Raw genomic sequence first — 17,118 nt, forward strand, 5'->3', positions numbered from 1 at the left:
CCGAGTAACCTGTTAATTTATATACAGGAGAGAGACAACTAGAAACGGATGGGGGAAAGGTTAGAGATGAGAACAGGACTCCTGTATCGCATGAGATCCAAGAAAGCGCTGTTATTCATGATTGCGCCGGCAGTGCTTTACTTCTTGCTTTTCAGCTATGTACCTATGGCAGGCATTGTGCTGGCGTTCAAGCAGTATCGCTATGATTTAGGAATTATGGGGTCGCCTTGGGTAGGTTTGGACAACTTCAAGTTCTTCTTCCTGACAGGGGATGCCTTCCGAGTAACCAGGAACACGCTGCTCTACAATGCGGCATTCATTCTGATTAATAATGTTCTGCAAATTATTGTCGCCATCTTCATGGCGGAGATCGGGTCCAAGCTGTTTCGTAAAACAGCGCAAACGGTCATGTTTTTACCCTATTTCTTATCTTGGGTTGTTGTAGGAGCGGTTGCTTATAATTTGTTCAACTACGAGCATGGAACAGTAAACACGCTGCTGCGTGCGCTGCACATTCCTGAACTAGATATCTATACGACTACGGAGTATTGGAAATATATCTTAGTTTTCTTCTCGGCTTGGAAAGCAGTGGGGTATGGCGCTGTGTTCTATATGGCCTCCATCCTGAGTATTGACCGTGAGACGTATGAAGCAGCAGAAATCGATGGAGCTAACGTGTTTCAGCGCATTCGATACATCACGTTACCTTCACTGCGACCAACGATTACGATACTTGTCCTATTAGCGATTGGCGGCATTTTCCGTGGAGACTTCGGCCTCTTTTATCAACTCGTGGGTAATAATGGCCTGCTTTATGAAACGACGGACGTAATTGACACTTACGTATATCGCTCCCTGTTGGTTAATAACGAAATCGGCATGTCGTCCGCAATTGGCTTCTATCAATCGATTCTGTGTTTTGTAACTATCATGGTGACGAATTTCCTAGTCCGTAAATCGGATAAAGATAATGCCTTATTTTAAACTTACAGCAACTAGCGGGGTGAACCTATGAGTACGACCAGTGTGAAAAAGAGTCAAATCGATCAGCGAGTCCTTGATATATTTGGCTATGTCTTTATCGTGGTGATATGTTTGGCTTGCTTGATTCCATTCTTGCTCATCATTAGCGGATCATTAACGAGTGAATCGTCGATTACAAGCGATGGGTTTCGATTATGGCCGAAGGAGTTTTCGTGGGATGCCTATACGTTTGCGCTCAAGCATCCTGAGCAATTCGTGAGCTCTTACCTGCTAACTATAGCATTGACGGTGACAGGTACAGTTGTTGGGTTGTTCATTTCTGCGATGGCAGCGTATGTCCTGCAACGACAGGATTTTGAGTGGCGAAGCGGATTTTCTTTCTTCTTCTACTTTACAACCCTGTTTAACGGTGGACTTGTTCCTTGGTATATCTTAATGGTTAACTATTTACACATGAAGAATACGTTCTGGGCGCTGCTTGTTCCTCCATTGTTAAACGTGTTCTATATCATCATCTTACGAACGTTCCTACGGAGTATCCCAGATGCCATTACCGAGTCAGCGAAGATTGATGGAGCAGGGGATTTCACGATCTTCATACGATTGATTATCCCTTTGGCGAAACCTGGTCTAGCGACGATTGGCTTGTTCACGGCTCTGAATTACTGGAACGATTGGTTTAACTCGTTGCTGTTTGTGCAGAATGAGAAACTGTATACCCTGCAATATTTACTATATAAAATGTTAGGAAATCTCGAAGGGATCCGCAAGGTTATGGCGATTACCGGTATGCAGGTAACTGACTTGCCTGGCGAGAGCTTGAAGATGGCTCTAGCCATTCTTGTCACAGGACCGATCATTTTCTTGTATCCGTTCGTACAGCGTTATTTCGTTCAAGGCTTAACCGTTGGCGCTGTAAAAGGGTAAAAAGGGTAGCCCCGGGAATTCCAATTCCCGGTTTATCATAACTTATCTATCATTTATAAGGGGAGAATAACATGGCAAACACGAAGAAATTAGCCACACTCAGTCTTGCATCCTTATTTGCAATGGGAACGGTATTGTCAGCTTGCAGCACCAAAGAAGCCTCGCCTTCACCTAGTGCTTCATCAGCGGCTCCACAAGCAAGCGCTTCCGCAACTGCGGCTGCTAACACGGGCATTGATACAAGCAAGGAAGTTAAGCTGAAAACGGTTCTGTTGGGCTCCAAGCCGAAGGCTTTTGATGAGGTATATGGGGAAGTCAATAAATTGTTGAAGCAAAAGATTAATGCAACGCTCGACATTAGCTTCCTTGATTGGGGCGAATATCAACAGAAATATCCTTTGATGTTTGCAGCCAATGAGGATTTCGATCTTGTATTCTCAGCGACTTGGTCTTATTATGCGCAGCAAGCTACGAAGAACGGTTTCATGCCATTGACCGAAGATTTGATTAAGAAATTCGCGCCAAAAACATGGGCTGAAGAGCCGAAGGTTGCTTGGGAGCAAGCGAAAATCAATGGAAAAATTTATATGATTCCGCAAAACAATTTTGAATATAGCTATCATATGATCGGTATTCGTGGTGATCTGCGTCAGAAGTATAATTTGCCTGAGCTGAAAACGTATGATGATTACGTCAATTACTTAAAAGTGATCTCGGAGAAAGAGAAGGATTTCAAACCAAGTATTGGGGTAAGTGAGTTCAATTCGGTAGAGTTGATACAGCCGAACGAGTGGAACTTTGTCGTGCCGCAGTTACCTATCGTGTATAAAGTAACAGAAGCAACAGGCAAGCTTTTCAACTATGTAGATACACCAGAATTCGCTACATTCTCTAAGAAAATGTTCGATACACAAAAAACGGGCGCGTGGTCCCGTGATGCGATTGCCAACAAAATAGATAAAACACAAGCATTCAAAGATGGTAAATTAGCATCTGTCGAGTGGAATCTTGGAACTCTGCTGCGTACGAAATCCGAAATGCAAACGACGCATCCGGATTGGAAAGTAGAGCTATACGATTTAAGTGCCGACAAGAAACGTCTTTCCAATCCATTCATCAACAATGGAATGTCCATTCACGCAGGCTCCAAGAACTATGAGCGCGCTCTGATGGCGATTGACCTTCTTCGTTATGACCCAGAAATTCATGATTTGACGAACTACGGTATCAAAGGCAAGCACTATGAGCCAGTAGGCAAGGATCAGTTTAAGCCGCTTCCCGCTTCGGCCGATTTCCCGCCATCTGGTACAGATCCATGGGGCTGGAACTCATTGAATGAGCGTCTGGATTCGACAGTTGCCGAAGAAACCATTAAATTCACTGAAAATTGGAAGAAAACGGTAACTGTCAATCATCCTTTAGAGACATTTACATTTGATGATTCCAAAGTGAAGAACGAAGTTGCTGCTGTCAGCAATGTGATGGAAACTTACGGCAAGCCACTATTCTATGGCTTAGTTGATCCTAGCGATGCAGGACATGGTTTGCAAATTTTCAAAGATAAGTTGAAACAAGCAGGCATTGATAAGATTGTGGCTGAAATGCAAAGCCAAGCAGATCCTGTTATAACTAAAAAGTAAGAGTGAGGACCGCTTCCTGCGTGCAGGGGGCGGTTTTGTTATGGATGGGATAGTCGAAATGATCGACTAACTCGAATGAAACCGGCGCCTGCGGGGTGAGTTAGTCGAAAAAATCGACTAACTCGAATGAAACCGGCGCCTGCGGGGTGAGTTAGTCGACATAATCGACTAACTCGAATGAAAACGGCGCCTGCGGGATGAGTTAGTCGACATAATCGACTAACTCGAATGAAACCGGCGCCTGCGGGGAGAGTTAGTCGAAATAATCGACTATCTCGAATGAAAACGGCGCCTGCGGGGTGAGTTAGTCGAAAAAATCGACTAACTCGAATGAAGATGGCGCCCTGCGGGGTGAGATAGTCGAAATAATCGACTAACTCGAATGAATACGGCGCCAGCGGGATGAGTTAGTCGAAATAATCGACTGCCTGAAAAATGACAGACAATCGATAATTTGTAGGGTATAAAAAGGGACAGGAAGCTGATAGAATGGGGTCATATTTCTATTTTAATTAAATCCATGAGGTGATCTGCTTGTCGCTTACCTATCCACCCATTAGCCCGAAATTGCCGGTTTTCATGCACGGCGCTGATTATAATCCTGATCAATGGCAACACGATCCGCAAGTCTTAGAAGAAGACATCCGCATGATGAAGCTGGCCAAATGTAATGTGATGGCTATCGGCATCTTCGCATGGTCCGCACTTGAACCCGTCGAAGGTACGTACACCTTCGAGTGGTTAGATCGCGTGCTCGACACCTTCGCCGCGAATGGGATCTATGCTTGGCTTGCGACGCCGAGTGGCGCAAGACCCGCTTGGATGGCCGAGCAGTACCCGGAGGTACTGCGGGTTGGGGCGAATCGCGTGCGCAATTTATTCGGCGCGCGTCACAATCATTGCTTCACCTCCCCTGTGTACAGGGAGAAGGTAGCAATGATGAACAGTCGGCTTGCAGAGCGCTACGCGCAGCATCCGGCTGTAGTGGGTTGGCATATTTCCAACGAATATGGTGGGGAATGCCACTGCTCGTATTGCCAGGAAGCCTTCCGAGGCTGGTTGAAACAGAAATATGGCACGCTGGATGCGTTGAACATGGCGTGGTGGACTTCTTTTTGGAGTCATACGTATACGAGTTGGTCTCAAATTGAATCTCCTGCTCCGCACGGTGAGAACCTCGTACATGGCATGAACTTAGATTGGAAACGATTCGTGACGGATCAAACGGTTGACTTCTGCCGTCATGAAATCGCGCCATTGAAAGCTGTGAATGCGCAGCTGCCTGTTACGACGAATCTAATGGATGCGTTTGAAGGTCTTAACTATTGGAAATTCACGGAAATCCTTGATGTCATTTCATGGGATGCGTATCCAACCTGGCATGATGCGAAGGATCAACGTAATTTGGCCGCATGGTTCGCACTCAATCATGATTTGTTCCGTTCCCTCAAAGGCGGAAAGCCGTTTCTATTGATGGAAAGCACGCCGAGCTTAACAAATTGGCAGGCTGTCTCCAAGTTGAAAAAGCCAGGGATGCACTTGCTTTCCTCCTTGCAGGCCGTAGCGCATGGCTCCGATTCTGTTCAATACTTCCAATGGCGGAAGAGTCGTGGTGCCAGCGAGAAGCTGCACGGTGCGGTGATCGATCATGTTGGACATGAGCATACTCGTGTATTTCGTGATGTGGCTGAGCTTGGTGGTGCATTAGAGAAGCTTTCTGATGTGATTGGAACTTCGGTTCCAGCGGAAACGGCTTTGATTTTTGACTGGGAAAATCGCTGGGCAGTGAAGAATTCACAAGGACCTCGTAATATGGGGATCAAATATGAACAAACGGTTCTCAGCCACTATCGCGCTTTCTGGGAACGTGGGGTACCTGTCGATGTCATCGATATGGATGTTGATTTTAGTAAGTACAAGCTAATCGTGGCGCCGATGCTGTATTTGGTTCGACCAGGAGTTGGAGAGCGAATTGAGCAATTTGTTGCAGGAGGGGGGACGTTCGTTACCACGTATTGGTCGGGAATCGTTGACGAAAATGACCTCTGTTTCCAAGGTGGATTCCCAGGACCGCTTCGTAAAACGTTAGGGATTTGGTCCGAGGAGATCGATGCTCTCTATGATAATGAGAAGAATCGTTTGATTTATTGTGAGGGGAACGGGCTTGAATTAGCAGGCGAGTACGAGTCCAGTGAGCTCTGTGAACTCATACATACCGAGGGTGCGGAGACACTTGCCGTGTATGGGGAAGATTTCTATGCAGGTCGGCCTGCATTAACAGTGAATTCATTTGGCCAAGGAAAAGCTTATTATATCGCGACGCGAACAGATACTGAGTTTTTGAAACCATTTTATAAGCAAGTGATTGAGCAAGCTGGGGTCAAACCCGTGCTGCAAACAGAGCTCCCGGCTGAAGTAACTGCACAAGTTAGAACGGATGGGGAATATGCGTATGTTTTCCTTATGAATTTCGGTCAGCAGGCGCAAAGGGTTGAGCTAGACGGGGACAAGTATTGGGACATATTGCTGCAGGAAAACGTGGAAACAACAAGCTTGCAGCTGGATCCTTATGGGGTAAGCGTATTGAGAAGATCGAATTAACCGAGTTGCAATGGTGCAAGCGAGAAATAAGGAAAGTGCTGGATTGGGGAAACCTGATTCGGCTTTTTTTTGTGAGTTGAAATTAAATGACATAATATATGTTATGTAAACTAATTGCATATTTTTAGAAATTATATCTGATATTGCATCGCCGAACTTTGAAAGAAGCCGTTGTCCGGCGACGCAAAAATGAGTGCTTTCATGGATAACCCTAGTCAGTTATTCCTCGACATACATCATTTTAACTGTCATACCGCCATCAATTGTCAGGTTCTGACCAGTAATGAATCCTGCCTTCTCGTTAGCTAAATAAAGACAAGCCATGGCAATATCTTCTGGTTTACCTACTCTGCCTACCGGGTGCTGGCTTTTATCCGCTTTCGTGTGGGAAAAGCTGCCTTCGTCCCGTACTTCAATCCATCCTGGCGATATCGCGTTAACGCGAATTCCATAACCGCCTAAACTAATAGCCATTGCATGGGTCAGCGCAGCAATACCTCCTTTTGAGGCCGAATAAGCCTCCGTATTAGGCTCCGACATGATAGCTCTGGTCGACGAGATATTAATGATCGCGCCGCCGCGCTCTTGAGCTTTCATGATGCGGGCTGCAGCCTGCGAGCAGAGAAAAGTACCTCCCAGATTTACGGAAATGACCCGCTGAAATTGCTCAGTGCTAAGTTCCAATACATCGGTATTATGCATAATCGCTGCATTATTCACCAAGACATCGATACTGCCCAAAACGGAAGACGTACGTTCCATCCATTGCTCAACTTCCTCTTGCTTGGAGACATCAACCTTCATGAAGAGTACATCCTCTGTAAAGGGACGCAGTAGCTCAACTGTCTCCAATCCTCTGTCTTGATGAATATCCGCTATGGAAATGCCATAACCTTCTTGAGCAAAAGAAAGAGCAATGGCTCGTCCTATGCCATGACCTCCGCCAGTAATGACTGCGATTTTTCTCATTTGAATCACCTCTATCACTATTTTCCAACAGTTTAACACAACTGCTGCTTCAGAACCTACGAAGGCAGGGATAGCCGCCGATTGTGTTATTTATTCGAATAAGGCAATAAACATCCGCACATAATATGCAATGAAATTTATGGAAAGAGGGGGAGGGAACGTGGAGCCTACCATGCCTTTGGATGTGAGCGAGAGCATTCAAATCAATCATGACGCGTTGCATCACATTTTTCATAATTGTGCCGATGTTGTATTTAGACCGCTAAAATTATCGGATCAGACGAACATTCTCCTCGTTTATATTGAAGAATTAACGGATTCTACTAAATTGGAACAGATTATTTCGACATGTATGATAAGTCATGATATTGACCGCCTGACACAGTATAAAATTGTAATTAACATTGCGGAAATCGTTGCGAAAATCCTGAAAGGAAGTACTGCCATCTTTTTAGATGGGAAGCCTTTTGCTTATTTAGCAGATCTAACCGCTTTCAAACAACGCGCGATCAATGAACCCTCAAATGAGGCCTCTATACGCGGTCCACGTGAGGGATTCACAGAAGACTTAAAAACAAATTTAAGCATGATTCGAAGAAAAATAAGTAATTCGAAACTAAAGTTCGAAAATCATCAAGCAGGTGAGATGACGAATACTTCGTTTGTCGTTGCGTACATCGAAGATATAGTCAAACCAGAATTGCTTCAAGAAGTTAAGGCAAGACTTCAAGCTTTCCATACAAATGAACTATTGGATTCAGGTTATATTGAAGAATTTATTGAGGACAAATCCTTTTCGCTTTTCCCGCAAATCCAAAATACAGAACGTCCAGACACCGTTTCCGCAAGTTTATTATCAGGTAGAGTGGCCATTATCGTTGACGGTTCCCCAAACGCACTGGTGTTGCCAATGACATTCTGGGCGGGTTTTCAAGCAGCAGAAGACCATTATGAGCGCTTCTTATACGTCTCGTCAGTCAGACTTTTACGATTCCTATTAGCCATTATGTCGTGCCTGCTTCCTTCCATCTATGTTGCGCTTACGACGTTCCATCCACAGATGATCCCACTTTCGTTGATGCTTAGTATTTCTGCATCTAGAGAAGGCATTCCGTTTCCATCCGTAATTGAAACTTTGTTGATGGAGCTTATGTTCGAAGGATTACGGGAAGCAGGACTTCGTCTGCCTAAAGCCATCGGTTCAGCTGTGAGTATCGTAGGTGCACTGGTTATTGGGGAAGCAGCTGTCCAAGCTGGCTTTATTTCTGCACCCATCGTGATGATTGTTGCTGGTACTGGAATTGCATCGTTCGCCTTTCCTAGCTATAGTTTGGCTTTACCTTTTCGAATTTTGCGATTTCCTCTTCTAATCTCAGGCGGAGTGCTGGGCCTGTACGGTATTGCGATTGGCATTATATTCATCATGATTCATCTTGTGACACTAAAGTCGTTCGGTATCCCTTATTTAACACCGTTAGCGCCAATCGGTTCAAATTTCTGGAAGGATACGCTTATACGGATGAATAAACGGTACGTATCGGCAATACGAAAACAATGAAGAAAATGCGGAATTTCATCATTTTTTTGATACTGGTACTGATTCTTTCTGGATGCTGGGACAGAAATGAAATTAACGATTACGCATTCTGGATTGGAACGGCCTTAGATATATCAGAAAGCGGTAAGCTTCAAAAAAGCGCTCAAATCGCTGTTCCCGCTGATTTCAGGAGTATCCGAGGCGGTGGGGGAAAGAGTGAAAGGGCAAACATTGTATTAACAGCTACGGGATCGTCAATCGTAGATTTGACGCAACAAATTCAAGACAAGCTGCCCCGTAAAGTTTTCCTAGGGCATCGCAGATCCATTTTTATCGGAGAAAAGCTGGCGCGAAAAGGGCTAATCGATGTCATGGATCAATTCACAAGAAATACGGATACGCGCCTGCGGACAGATATTTTTGTTGTGAATAACGGAGAAGGAAAGGAAGTATTGAATATTAACTCTCCGTTCAATCAATTTTCATCGATTGTGGCTGTTGATCAAGACCGTTATTGCCGCTTAGGAGACACTGCTTTACGAGATGTATTAATCGATGTTCGGCGGGATGGTATTCGACCTGCCATGCCAATGGTTGAGATTTCACCGATGAATAAGCAAGAGAAAGGCAAAATATTTGATGTCAGATCAGTTGCCATATTCAATAAAAATTTGCAAATGGTTGGAGAAGTGAGTGGAAGAGATTCTCTTGAATTATTTTGGGTTAAAGGTGTATTGAAAAATCAATTCGTGACTGAAGAGCTAGATGAAGGAAGCATAGCTTTATATGAATCGAATTTAAAACAAATCATCCGAACTAGTTATGATGGGAATAAAATAAAGGCTTATATAAAACTAATGGGAACCGGAAGAGTACTTGAAAATAACACAGATATTGATCTTTCTGTATCCGCTGATCGTATGCATGTAGAAAAAAAGCTAAACGCAATTAAAGCAAAGAGAGTAGAAGAAACAATAAAGAATATACAGTCTCAGTTTGGGCAGGACGTGTTCGGAATCGGCGAAGAATTTCATAGAGAACATCCGTATCAATGGAAAGAAATTCGAGATCGGTGGGATGAAATATTCCCGACGATTGAAGTGGCCGTTGATGTCAAGTTGAATATTCAGAGTACGGGAGATATCCGCAAGCGAATCGTTAGGAAAGGAGGAAAAGAATGAAAATTTCAACGTGGCAGTTATTTTGGATGTTTACCACATTAGAAATCTCAATGTCAATATGGTTAACGATATCGCCTACGATTGAAATCGCAAAACAAGACGCTTGGATCTCGCTTGCGGTTGCGGGTTTGATTGGTCTGTTCGTAACGTATATTTTAGTTCGAGTGAGTCAGCGACATGCTTCACAAACGCTGGTAGAGTTTGCTCAGAAGCTTTTTGGAAAGTGGGTTGGAAAGTTAATAAGTCTGTTGTATATTCTGGTATGGTATTCCGTATGTGCTGATATATTGCGTATCTTTTCATTATTTATTAAGCAAATTCTATTCCACGATACACCGGTATGGAGTATCTCAGCTTTAATGATGGCGGCAATGATTTACATAACCTTCGCTGGCAGCGTTGAAGCCATTGCACGTTTCAGTGAATTGGCTGGACCTTTGATACTCCTCGGCATTGTGATCACATTTGCATTAAACATACCCAATTTGCATCTAGCGCTCATTCTGCCGATTTACGCGGATTCTGGTGTTATACCGATTTTAAAGGGTTCATTAGTAAATGCTTCTTTCCTTGGGGAATCTATGATGATGATGATGTTAACGCCATTTATTGCTAAGCCGGAAAAGCTGCTCAAACCGATTCTATTGTCAATTTGCATTCCATCTTTGCTCGCAATTGTTGCGACAATGATGGTTATTTCAACATTCGGCATACACATCGGATCCAGCATGTATTTTCCGTATTTTGCTATGGTTCGATTTATTAATTATCTAGATTTTATTCAAAATATGGATGTCTGGATTGTGTTCATCTGGATTTTCAGCGTATTAGTCAAGTTGTCTATCTACTTGTTCATCAACAGTTATGGTACAGCACAATTATTTGGAGTCAAGAAATGGCGGGGAATGATTGCAGTAACTGCACCCATCATTTTCATTATCTCATTAGTACCTGCAAACATCTTTGGGATATTGGATTATGCGAACCTTGTCTGGACTGCGTTTATTTTCCCTATTTTCATCGTCGGACTTCCATTAGTTTTTCTTCTTGTAAGTCTTATTAGAGGAAGACATGTGCAAGAGGTGTAAAAGGACATAGACTATTCAGCATGTATGTGACTTTATCACAGAATTCCATTAGCTTTTATGTTAATATGTTACGAAAAAAGCATTTCTTAAGGAGCTGAATCAGTTGATTCTGCCTGAGCATTTATCGCGAATCATTTCATTATTTCCCAGCCTGGCAGACATCACCGAGCAGGATTGGAATCAAGATGGCATAAAAGTTCTAAAAATGGAACCCAATTATACCATTGAAGAAGGACAATTTCTGGAGTACGCCGTTTTGATTTTGGATGGCACAGTCAGAATGTATAAAATAAGCGCCAGCGGCCGGGAAATCACGCTTTACAGGATTCATAATGGAGAATGCTGTCCTTTGATGACTTCAAGTATTTTAGGCGAAACGGAATATGAAGCTTCCGCCTGCGTAGAAACGGCCGGCTTGGTGTTAGCGATTCCTGCAGGGATTTTTCGCGACTGGATGGATCGCTATCGGAATTTTCGCCAGTTCATCTTTAAATCTTTCGCCAAACGGATCGTCATCTTGTCCAATCTGCTCGATAGCGTCAACTTTAAGTCCATTCGTGGACGAATATCGGAATTTCTTATTCAAATGGCACAAAAAGCCGGTAATTCCGATACCTTGCATATCACCCACGACAGCTTATCCATAGAGCTCGGTACGGCCCGCGAGGTAATTAGTAGAACGTTAAAGGGACTTGAGAAGGAAGAAATCATTCAACTTTCAAGAGGGAAAATTACGATTAGAAATCGAAAGGCGCTTGAACGCTATATTGAAATATAAGGAGGAGCCAGAGCTTGAAGCGTGGCTGTGCCTTAATTATAAAAACAAACGCCGGACAAGCTCCGGCGTTTGTTTTTATTTTCTGTTGTTCCTACTTACGAAGTTATGTGACAAAGTTACGGTTCGTTTGCATCAGTCCTGATATTATCGTAACTGTGAGAAGTACAAATACAACAATTCAATATAAGAAAGGAGAAATATATCATGAAAAACGTTGGGGGAGCTGACCGAGCCATTCGCATTATTTTAGGAATTGCACTTTTATCATTATTTTACTTCCTGCCGGGGTATTGGAAATTATTTGGTCTGATTGCTTTGCCGCTTCTGGCTACTGGCTTGGCACAAAAATGCGCCATCAATCAATTGTTGGGCCGCAATACTTGCAGCATCAGATAAGCTGCTATAAGCTTTAATGAGATAGACGGAAAGAGCTGAATTAGGAGAATCCTAATTCAGCTTTTTCTAGGTTTCGTGGCTGGATAATGAAAAGGTATTAACGCAATGACTTCAAAGCCCCGCTCCAAGCAATGACTTGATCAAACAAGGTGTTTGCGGCGGCTTCCTGACGCGGATTGGGTTTGAATGTGGTGAAGTTTTCAAAATCTGTGAACAGGGATAACGTTACTTGGGCACGTACACTAGCTACATGCAATTCACTCAAGATGAGCCTAAGGTTCTCTGCTGCACGGGCTCCGCCAGTACCACCGCCATAGCTGACGATTCCAGCAGCTTTATCCTTCCATTCATTGAACAAGAAATCAATCGCGTTCTTAAGCGCCGCGGGAACGGCATGATTATACTCCGGTGTTACGAAGATGTAACCATCGTACGCACGAATTGCGTTCGACCAAGCAATGGTATGTTCTTTGGTGTATTTCATCATCATAGGTGGATGAGGTTCGTCATAAAGTGGCAAATTAAAATCTGCCAGATCAACGATCTCAAACAGCGCATCGGTGCGTTTACTTGCAACTTCATGTATCCACTGAGCGACGACTTCACCTCTGCGTCCTGGGCGAGTACTGCCGAGAATAATTCCGATTTTTAACATCATTATGGCCTCCAATAGGTTAAGTCTATGCGAGTAGCATAACGGTTAAAAGGAACCTCGTGCAATTGAAAATACGGTTATAACGATTGTTTCCGCAAAGCAATAGAATAGAACGGAAATTAGTTTACATAATAAATGTTATGTATCATCATTTATGAAAAGTGACAGCTTAGCGTCATAAAATTTTAATAATTTGAATTTTGTATGAACATGCAAACTATAGTATATGATTTATAATACAAGCTCCTATATAATTTAGTTAGGGAAGATTAAATAAACAAAAAGGTGGTTGATTTTCTTATGAATACGTCCATATATTTTGTGATATTTTCAATAATTTTATTATTTGGTCTTTTATCGACATTTATCATCGGCTTTTCTCGTAAAAATCGCGAAGGGGACCAGTCCTATTTTCAAAAAACAGGTACGAAGTGGGTAAGGCTTACTTCTTTATATGTCATCTCGATTGCTGCAGGCTTATTAGCCTTGTTAGCTTTTATTCGATACTCGATTGAATAGATATAAGAAATTTAATGTAAGTTCATAAGACCCTTCAGCTATTGCTGTGGGGTCTTTTTGGTATAGGACGAAAGGAGGGAATAGGACAAGAACTTTCGCTATATGCTGTAGGAAAACGCTATACTTTGGAAATCGTTTAGGCTTAGTAGGCGCTTGTCTGTACAGTGAGGGGAGTGTGAGGAGTTTGTCCACGATCGGAAAGGCGATACCGCGGGTTGAATCGAAAGATAAAGTAAGCGGATTTGCCAAATATACGAATGATACGCAATCCCCTGGTCTGTTGCATGGCTGGTTATTGATTAGTCCTTATGCACATGCCCAAATTGTGTCTATTGATGTGTCTAAATCATTAGAAGTAAGCGGTGTTTTTACGGTAATCACGGGAGAGAATTGTCCTGTTCTTACGGGGGGACTACTTGCCGATCGTCCCATTCTTGCCTACCAGAAGGTGCGCTATTATGGTGAGCCGATCGCTGTCGTGGTGGCAGAAACGGAACAAATTGCTAAGCAGGCTGCCGAGCATATCCGTGTGGAATTCACCCAGTTGCCCGTTGTTAATTCGCCTAGCGGTGCACTACAGTCGAATGCGCCTTTGGTACATGAGAAGCTGGGGAGCTACCAGAAATCAGGAAGCATCTTTCCCGTTCCCAATACGAACATTGCTAGTCATGTTAAAATCCGAAAAGGTGACATGCATCATGGATGGTCATCCAGTGAAGCTGTTGTTGAGAGTACATTTGCTTTCAATACTTCGGATCATAGTGCGATGGAACCGCGTTGTTCCATCGTTGAAGTCATGCCCAGCGGAATCATTCAAATCCAAACCTCTACACAAGATCCCTTTATCATCAAACGTTCATTTGAGCGCTTCTTTCAGGTTGATCAGTCCAAAGTCGTTGTCCATGTGCCATTCGTAGGGGGAGGATTTGGCGGCAAAGGCTCTATTCAATTGGAGTATATTGCCTATTTGGCTTCGAAAGCCTGTGGCGGCCGGCCAGTTAAAATCAATAATACACGTGAGTCAGACATGATTAGCTCCCCCTCTCATATTGGCTTGGAAGCGAAGGTCAAGATCGGTGCAACCCGAAATGGGAAACTGAAAGCCATGGAAATTAGTTTCTTGTTTGATACCGGCGGATACACGGATGAAGGACCAGCTGTAGCCCAAGCAGCTGCCGTTGATTGCACGGGACCTTATCAGATCGACCATGTGTGGTGCGATGCATTAACTGTGTATACGAATCATCCTTACGCGAACGCTTTCCGTGGTTTCGGACATACGGAGGCGGCTTTTTGCGTGGAGCGAACGATGGATCTACTTGCGAAGAAGCTGCACATGGACCCGATGGAATTGCGTCTACGGAATGCCATTAAGCCTGGTGATACAACACCTACGCAAGCACCGCTCAACCGCAGCAATATTGGAGATTTGATGGCATGCCTAGTTAAATTAAAAAAGCTTATCAACTGGGATGAAGGGCAATGGATGGAGGTCGATTCTTTTAAATTTAGAACCAAAGGAATGGCTTGTGTTTGGAAAACCTCAGGTTCCTCGATTGATACGGGTTCCGGTGCAACGATTACTTGCAATCATGATGGCAGCTTAAATCTCAGTGTAGGCTCCATCGAACTGGGTCAAGGAAATCGCACGATTATGGCGCAAATTCTCGCAGAACGGATGCAAATGTCAGTCGATCACATTCATATTAAAATGGATGTAGACACGCAAATTACACCTGAACATTGGAAAACGGTGGCAAGCAGCAGTACGATGATGGTTGGTCGTGCTGTATTAGACGCGGCAGAGGATGTTATTGCCCAACTGAAGGTAAATGCTAGTCTTGTTCTTAAGTGTAATCCAGATCTACTGGAGGTCAGCCAAGGTAAAGTGTTCCTGAAAGATCAACCAAACATCAGTTTGCAGATTAAGCAACTGGTTAGTGGCTACATGTATCCAGATGGCAGCGCGTCTGGGGAGCCCGTTATCGGCCGCGGGCGATATAGGGTGCATCACAACACCAATCTAGATCCTGAAACAGGAAAGGGCATACCTGGTCAGCAATGGACCGTTGGTGCGCAGGCCGTTGAAGTTGAATTCGATATTCGTGATTGTACATATCGCATTCTCAAAGCTGCTTCCGTATTTGACGCTGGCAAAGTAATTAATGAAGCCACGGCAAAAGGTCAAGTTATGGGTGGAATGAATATGGGACTTAGTTTTGCTAGTCGAGAGGGATTCCTCTTCAATGATTCTGGCATCGTGTTGAATCCACAGCTGCGCTCTTATAAATTGACGCGTTTCGGCGAAAATCCTACCTATCTCGTTGACTTTGTGGAAACGCCGTTCTTGGATGGCCCCTATGGGGCACGTGGTGTTGGGGAACACGGTACAATCGGAATGGCGCCGTGTCTAGCAAATGCGTTATCTCTCGCTGCTAGGTGTGAGCTGAATAGGCTTCCTCTCATCCCGGAGCTGATTTGGCGTACAAGGGGGGAAAGGGATGATTTCGTTTGATTTCGAATACGTCAAGCCATCTACTTATATGGAGGCTGTTCATCTTTTTCAGCAAGCAGAAGTGAATGGTCAAGATCCACTTTATTATGCAGGAGGTACAGAGATTATCTCGATGGCTCGCCTAAATCAGCTTCGTACAGGTGCTGTTATTGATATAAAGGCGATTCCTGAATGCCATATCTTGCAGATACATCATGAGCAGCTTGTCGTGGGTTCGGCTGTTACACTGACGAAATTATCGGAATCTACTTTGTTTCCTCTTTTAGCTGAGACAGTTCGACATATTGCTGATCATACAAATCGGAATAAAATAACCATAGGCGGCAACCTTTGTGGGAAATTCTTTTACCGGGAAGCCGTACTGCCATTTCTACTCGCCGATAGTCAAGTTGTGCTGATGGGATCCAATGGGATTCGGCATGTCTCGATCCACCAGATCCTAAATGGTGAACCTCGCATTGCAAAAGGGGAGCTGCTTTTGCAAATCGTAACGGATAAACGTTTTATGGAACTGCCCTTTATTACTGTTAAAAAAACGAAAATGGAAAGAATTGATTACCCGATCGTCCGGATCTCTGCGCTGCAGACCATCGAGGGGATTCGAATCGCATTTAGCGGCGTCAGTGCCGTTCCTTTTCGATCTGGGAAGATAGAAAAGGTTCTGAACGATACCTCGCTACCCTTGGAGGAACGTATCGAACGGGTAATCCGTATATGGCCAGTACCGATCTTGAGTGATATTTTAAGTTCAGCCGCCTATAGGACATTTGTCTTGCGTAATACGTTGTCTGACGTCATGACTGCTCTCGAAGGAGGTGTAAGTAATCTTGCATGGAATAGGCAGAAGTGAAATCGAGCTGCAGGTTAATGAGAAGCGCCAACACGTTGCAATCCGTTCAGCGGATACGTTGTTGCGTGTACTTCGTGAACACGTAGGACTCACAGGAGTGAAGGCTGGATGTGAAAACGGGGATTGCGGTGCATGCACTGTTCTCGTAGATGGAATCCCAATCAAATCATGCTTAATGCTTGCCATAGAAGCGCAGGGCTGCAAGATTACAACAGTTGAGGGATTGGGGGGAGATTCGCCCATTCAACGTGCATTCGTTGACAACTTCGCATTCCAATGCGGATTTTGTACGCCAGGTTTTATTATAGTCTGTCATGCATTGGTGAATAAGCAGCCGAACGCTGATGAATCTGTGATTCAGGAGTGGCTGCAATCCAATATTTGTCGGTGCACAAGTTATGCGGAAATAGGGGCAGCAGTCCGTTCGGTAATTTCAAAGGAACTAAATGAGTAAAGCAGAAGCCCTTCCACGAATGGA

Annotated in this window: 15 protein-coding genes; 13 read left to right on the plus strand and 2 right to left on the minus strand. The window is 43.9% G+C overall.

Features of this window, described 5'->3' with window-relative positions:
* Window positions 1-66: 66 nt before the first annotated feature.
* From AC58QG_RS01870 to AC58QG_RS01885, 4 genes are all read left to right on the plus strand, one after another.
* A complete protein-coding gene (locus tag AC58QG_RS01870) occupies window positions 67-984 on the plus strand; it encodes an ABC transporter permease (RefSeq protein WP_497360207.1) in 918 nt (305 codons plus the stop codon).
* A gap of 27 nt (window positions 985-1,011) precedes the next feature.
* A complete protein-coding gene (locus tag AC58QG_RS01875) occupies window positions 1,012-1,911 on the plus strand; it encodes a carbohydrate ABC transporter permease (protein ID WP_497360209.1) in 900 nt (299 codons plus the stop codon).
* 71 nt (window positions 1,912-1,982) lie between these two features.
* Window positions 1,983-3,551: an ABC transporter substrate-binding protein gene (locus AC58QG_RS01880; protein WP_497360211.1), complete on the plus strand. Its 1,569-nt coding sequence runs from the start codon at window positions 1,983-1,985 to the stop codon at window positions 3,549-3,551.
* 579 nt (window positions 3,552-4,130) lie between these two features.
* Window positions 4,131-6,152, plus strand: coding sequence for a beta-galactosidase (locus AC58QG_RS01885; protein ID WP_497362757.1), 2,022 nt, complete (start codon window positions 4,131-4,133; stop codon window positions 6,150-6,152).
* Between the two features lie 219 nt (window positions 6,153-6,371).
* On the opposite strand, the gene AC58QG_RS01890 is transcribed toward AC58QG_RS01885, so the two are convergent.
* Window positions 6,372-7,121, minus strand: a complete 750-nt coding sequence (locus tag AC58QG_RS01890; RefSeq protein WP_497360213.1) for a glucose 1-dehydrogenase — start codon at window positions 7,119-7,121, stop codon at window positions 6,372-6,374.
* 160 nt (window positions 7,122-7,281) lie between these two features.
* On the opposite strand from AC58QG_RS01890, the gene AC58QG_RS01895 reads away from it, so the two are divergent.
* The 5 genes from AC58QG_RS01895 to AC58QG_RS01915 all read left to right on the plus strand — a co-directional run bounded on the left by AC58QG_RS01895 (window position 7,282) and on the right by AC58QG_RS01915 (window position 12,101).
* The gene (locus tag AC58QG_RS01895) at window positions 7,282-8,679 is read left to right on the plus strand and encodes a spore germination protein (protein ID WP_497360215.1); all 1,398 of its coding nucleotides are present in this window, start codon (window positions 7,282-7,284) and stop codon (window positions 8,677-8,679) included.
* A gap of 5 nt (window positions 8,680-8,684) precedes the next feature.
* Complete coding sequence (locus AC58QG_RS01900; protein ID WP_497362758.1) at window positions 8,685-9,839, plus strand: Ger(x)C family spore germination protein; 1,155 nt, start codon at window positions 8,685-8,687, stop codon at window positions 9,837-9,839.
* Complete coding sequence (locus AC58QG_RS01905; RefSeq protein ID WP_497360217.1) at window positions 9,836-10,927, plus strand: GerAB/ArcD/ProY family transporter; 1,092 nt, start codon at window positions 9,836-9,838, stop codon at window positions 10,925-10,927. Before AC58QG_RS01900 ends, AC58QG_RS01905 begins: the two co-directional genes overlap by 4 nt.
* 103 nt (window positions 10,928-11,030) lie before the next feature.
* Window positions 11,031-11,705, plus strand: coding sequence for a Crp/Fnr family transcriptional regulator (locus tag AC58QG_RS01910; protein WP_497360219.1), 675 nt, complete (start codon window positions 11,031-11,033; stop codon window positions 11,703-11,705).
* A gap of 204 nt (window positions 11,706-11,909) precedes the next feature.
* Window positions 11,910-12,101, plus strand: coding sequence for a YgaP family membrane protein (locus tag AC58QG_RS01915; RefSeq protein ID WP_497360221.1), 192 nt, complete (start codon window positions 11,910-11,912; stop codon window positions 12,099-12,101).
* A gap of 97 nt (window positions 12,102-12,198) precedes the next feature.
* On the opposite strand, the gene AC58QG_RS01920 is transcribed toward AC58QG_RS01915, so the two are convergent.
* Window positions 12,199-12,756, minus strand: a complete 558-nt coding sequence (locus AC58QG_RS01920) for an NADPH-dependent FMN reductase (RefSeq protein ID WP_497362759.1) — start codon at window positions 12,754-12,756, stop codon at window positions 12,199-12,201.
* Window positions 12,757-13,056: 300 nt separating this feature from the next.
* On the opposite strand from AC58QG_RS01920, the gene AC58QG_RS01925 reads away from it, so the two are divergent.
* The 4 genes from AC58QG_RS01925 (at window position 13,057) to AC58QG_RS01940 (ending at window position 17,094) form a co-directional block, all read left to right on the plus strand.
* On the plus strand, window positions 13,057-13,275 hold the full coding sequence (locus AC58QG_RS01925) for a hypothetical protein (protein ID WP_497360223.1): 219 nt from the start codon (window positions 13,057-13,059) through the stop codon (window positions 13,273-13,275).
* Window positions 13,276-13,459: 184 nt separating this feature from the next.
* Window positions 13,460-15,790 (plus strand): xanthine dehydrogenase family protein molybdopterin-binding subunit, encoded by a 2,331-nt coding sequence (locus tag AC58QG_RS01930; RefSeq protein ID WP_497360225.1) that lies wholly within the window; start codon window positions 13,460-13,462, stop codon window positions 15,788-15,790.
* Complete coding sequence (locus AC58QG_RS01935) at window positions 15,777-16,640, plus strand: FAD binding domain-containing protein (protein ID WP_497360227.1); 864 nt, start codon at window positions 15,777-15,779, stop codon at window positions 16,638-16,640. Before AC58QG_RS01930 ends, AC58QG_RS01935 begins: the two co-directional genes overlap by 14 nt.
* Window positions 16,627-17,094, plus strand: a complete 468-nt coding sequence (locus AC58QG_RS01940; protein ID WP_497362760.1) for a (2Fe-2S)-binding protein — start codon at window positions 16,627-16,629, stop codon at window positions 17,092-17,094. The genes AC58QG_RS01935 and AC58QG_RS01940 overlap by 14 nt, the downstream gene beginning before the upstream one ends.
* Window positions 17,095-17,118 lie beyond the last annotated feature (24 nt).

The sequence above is a fragment of the Paenibacillus sp. J22P169 genome, assembly GCF_059691995.1.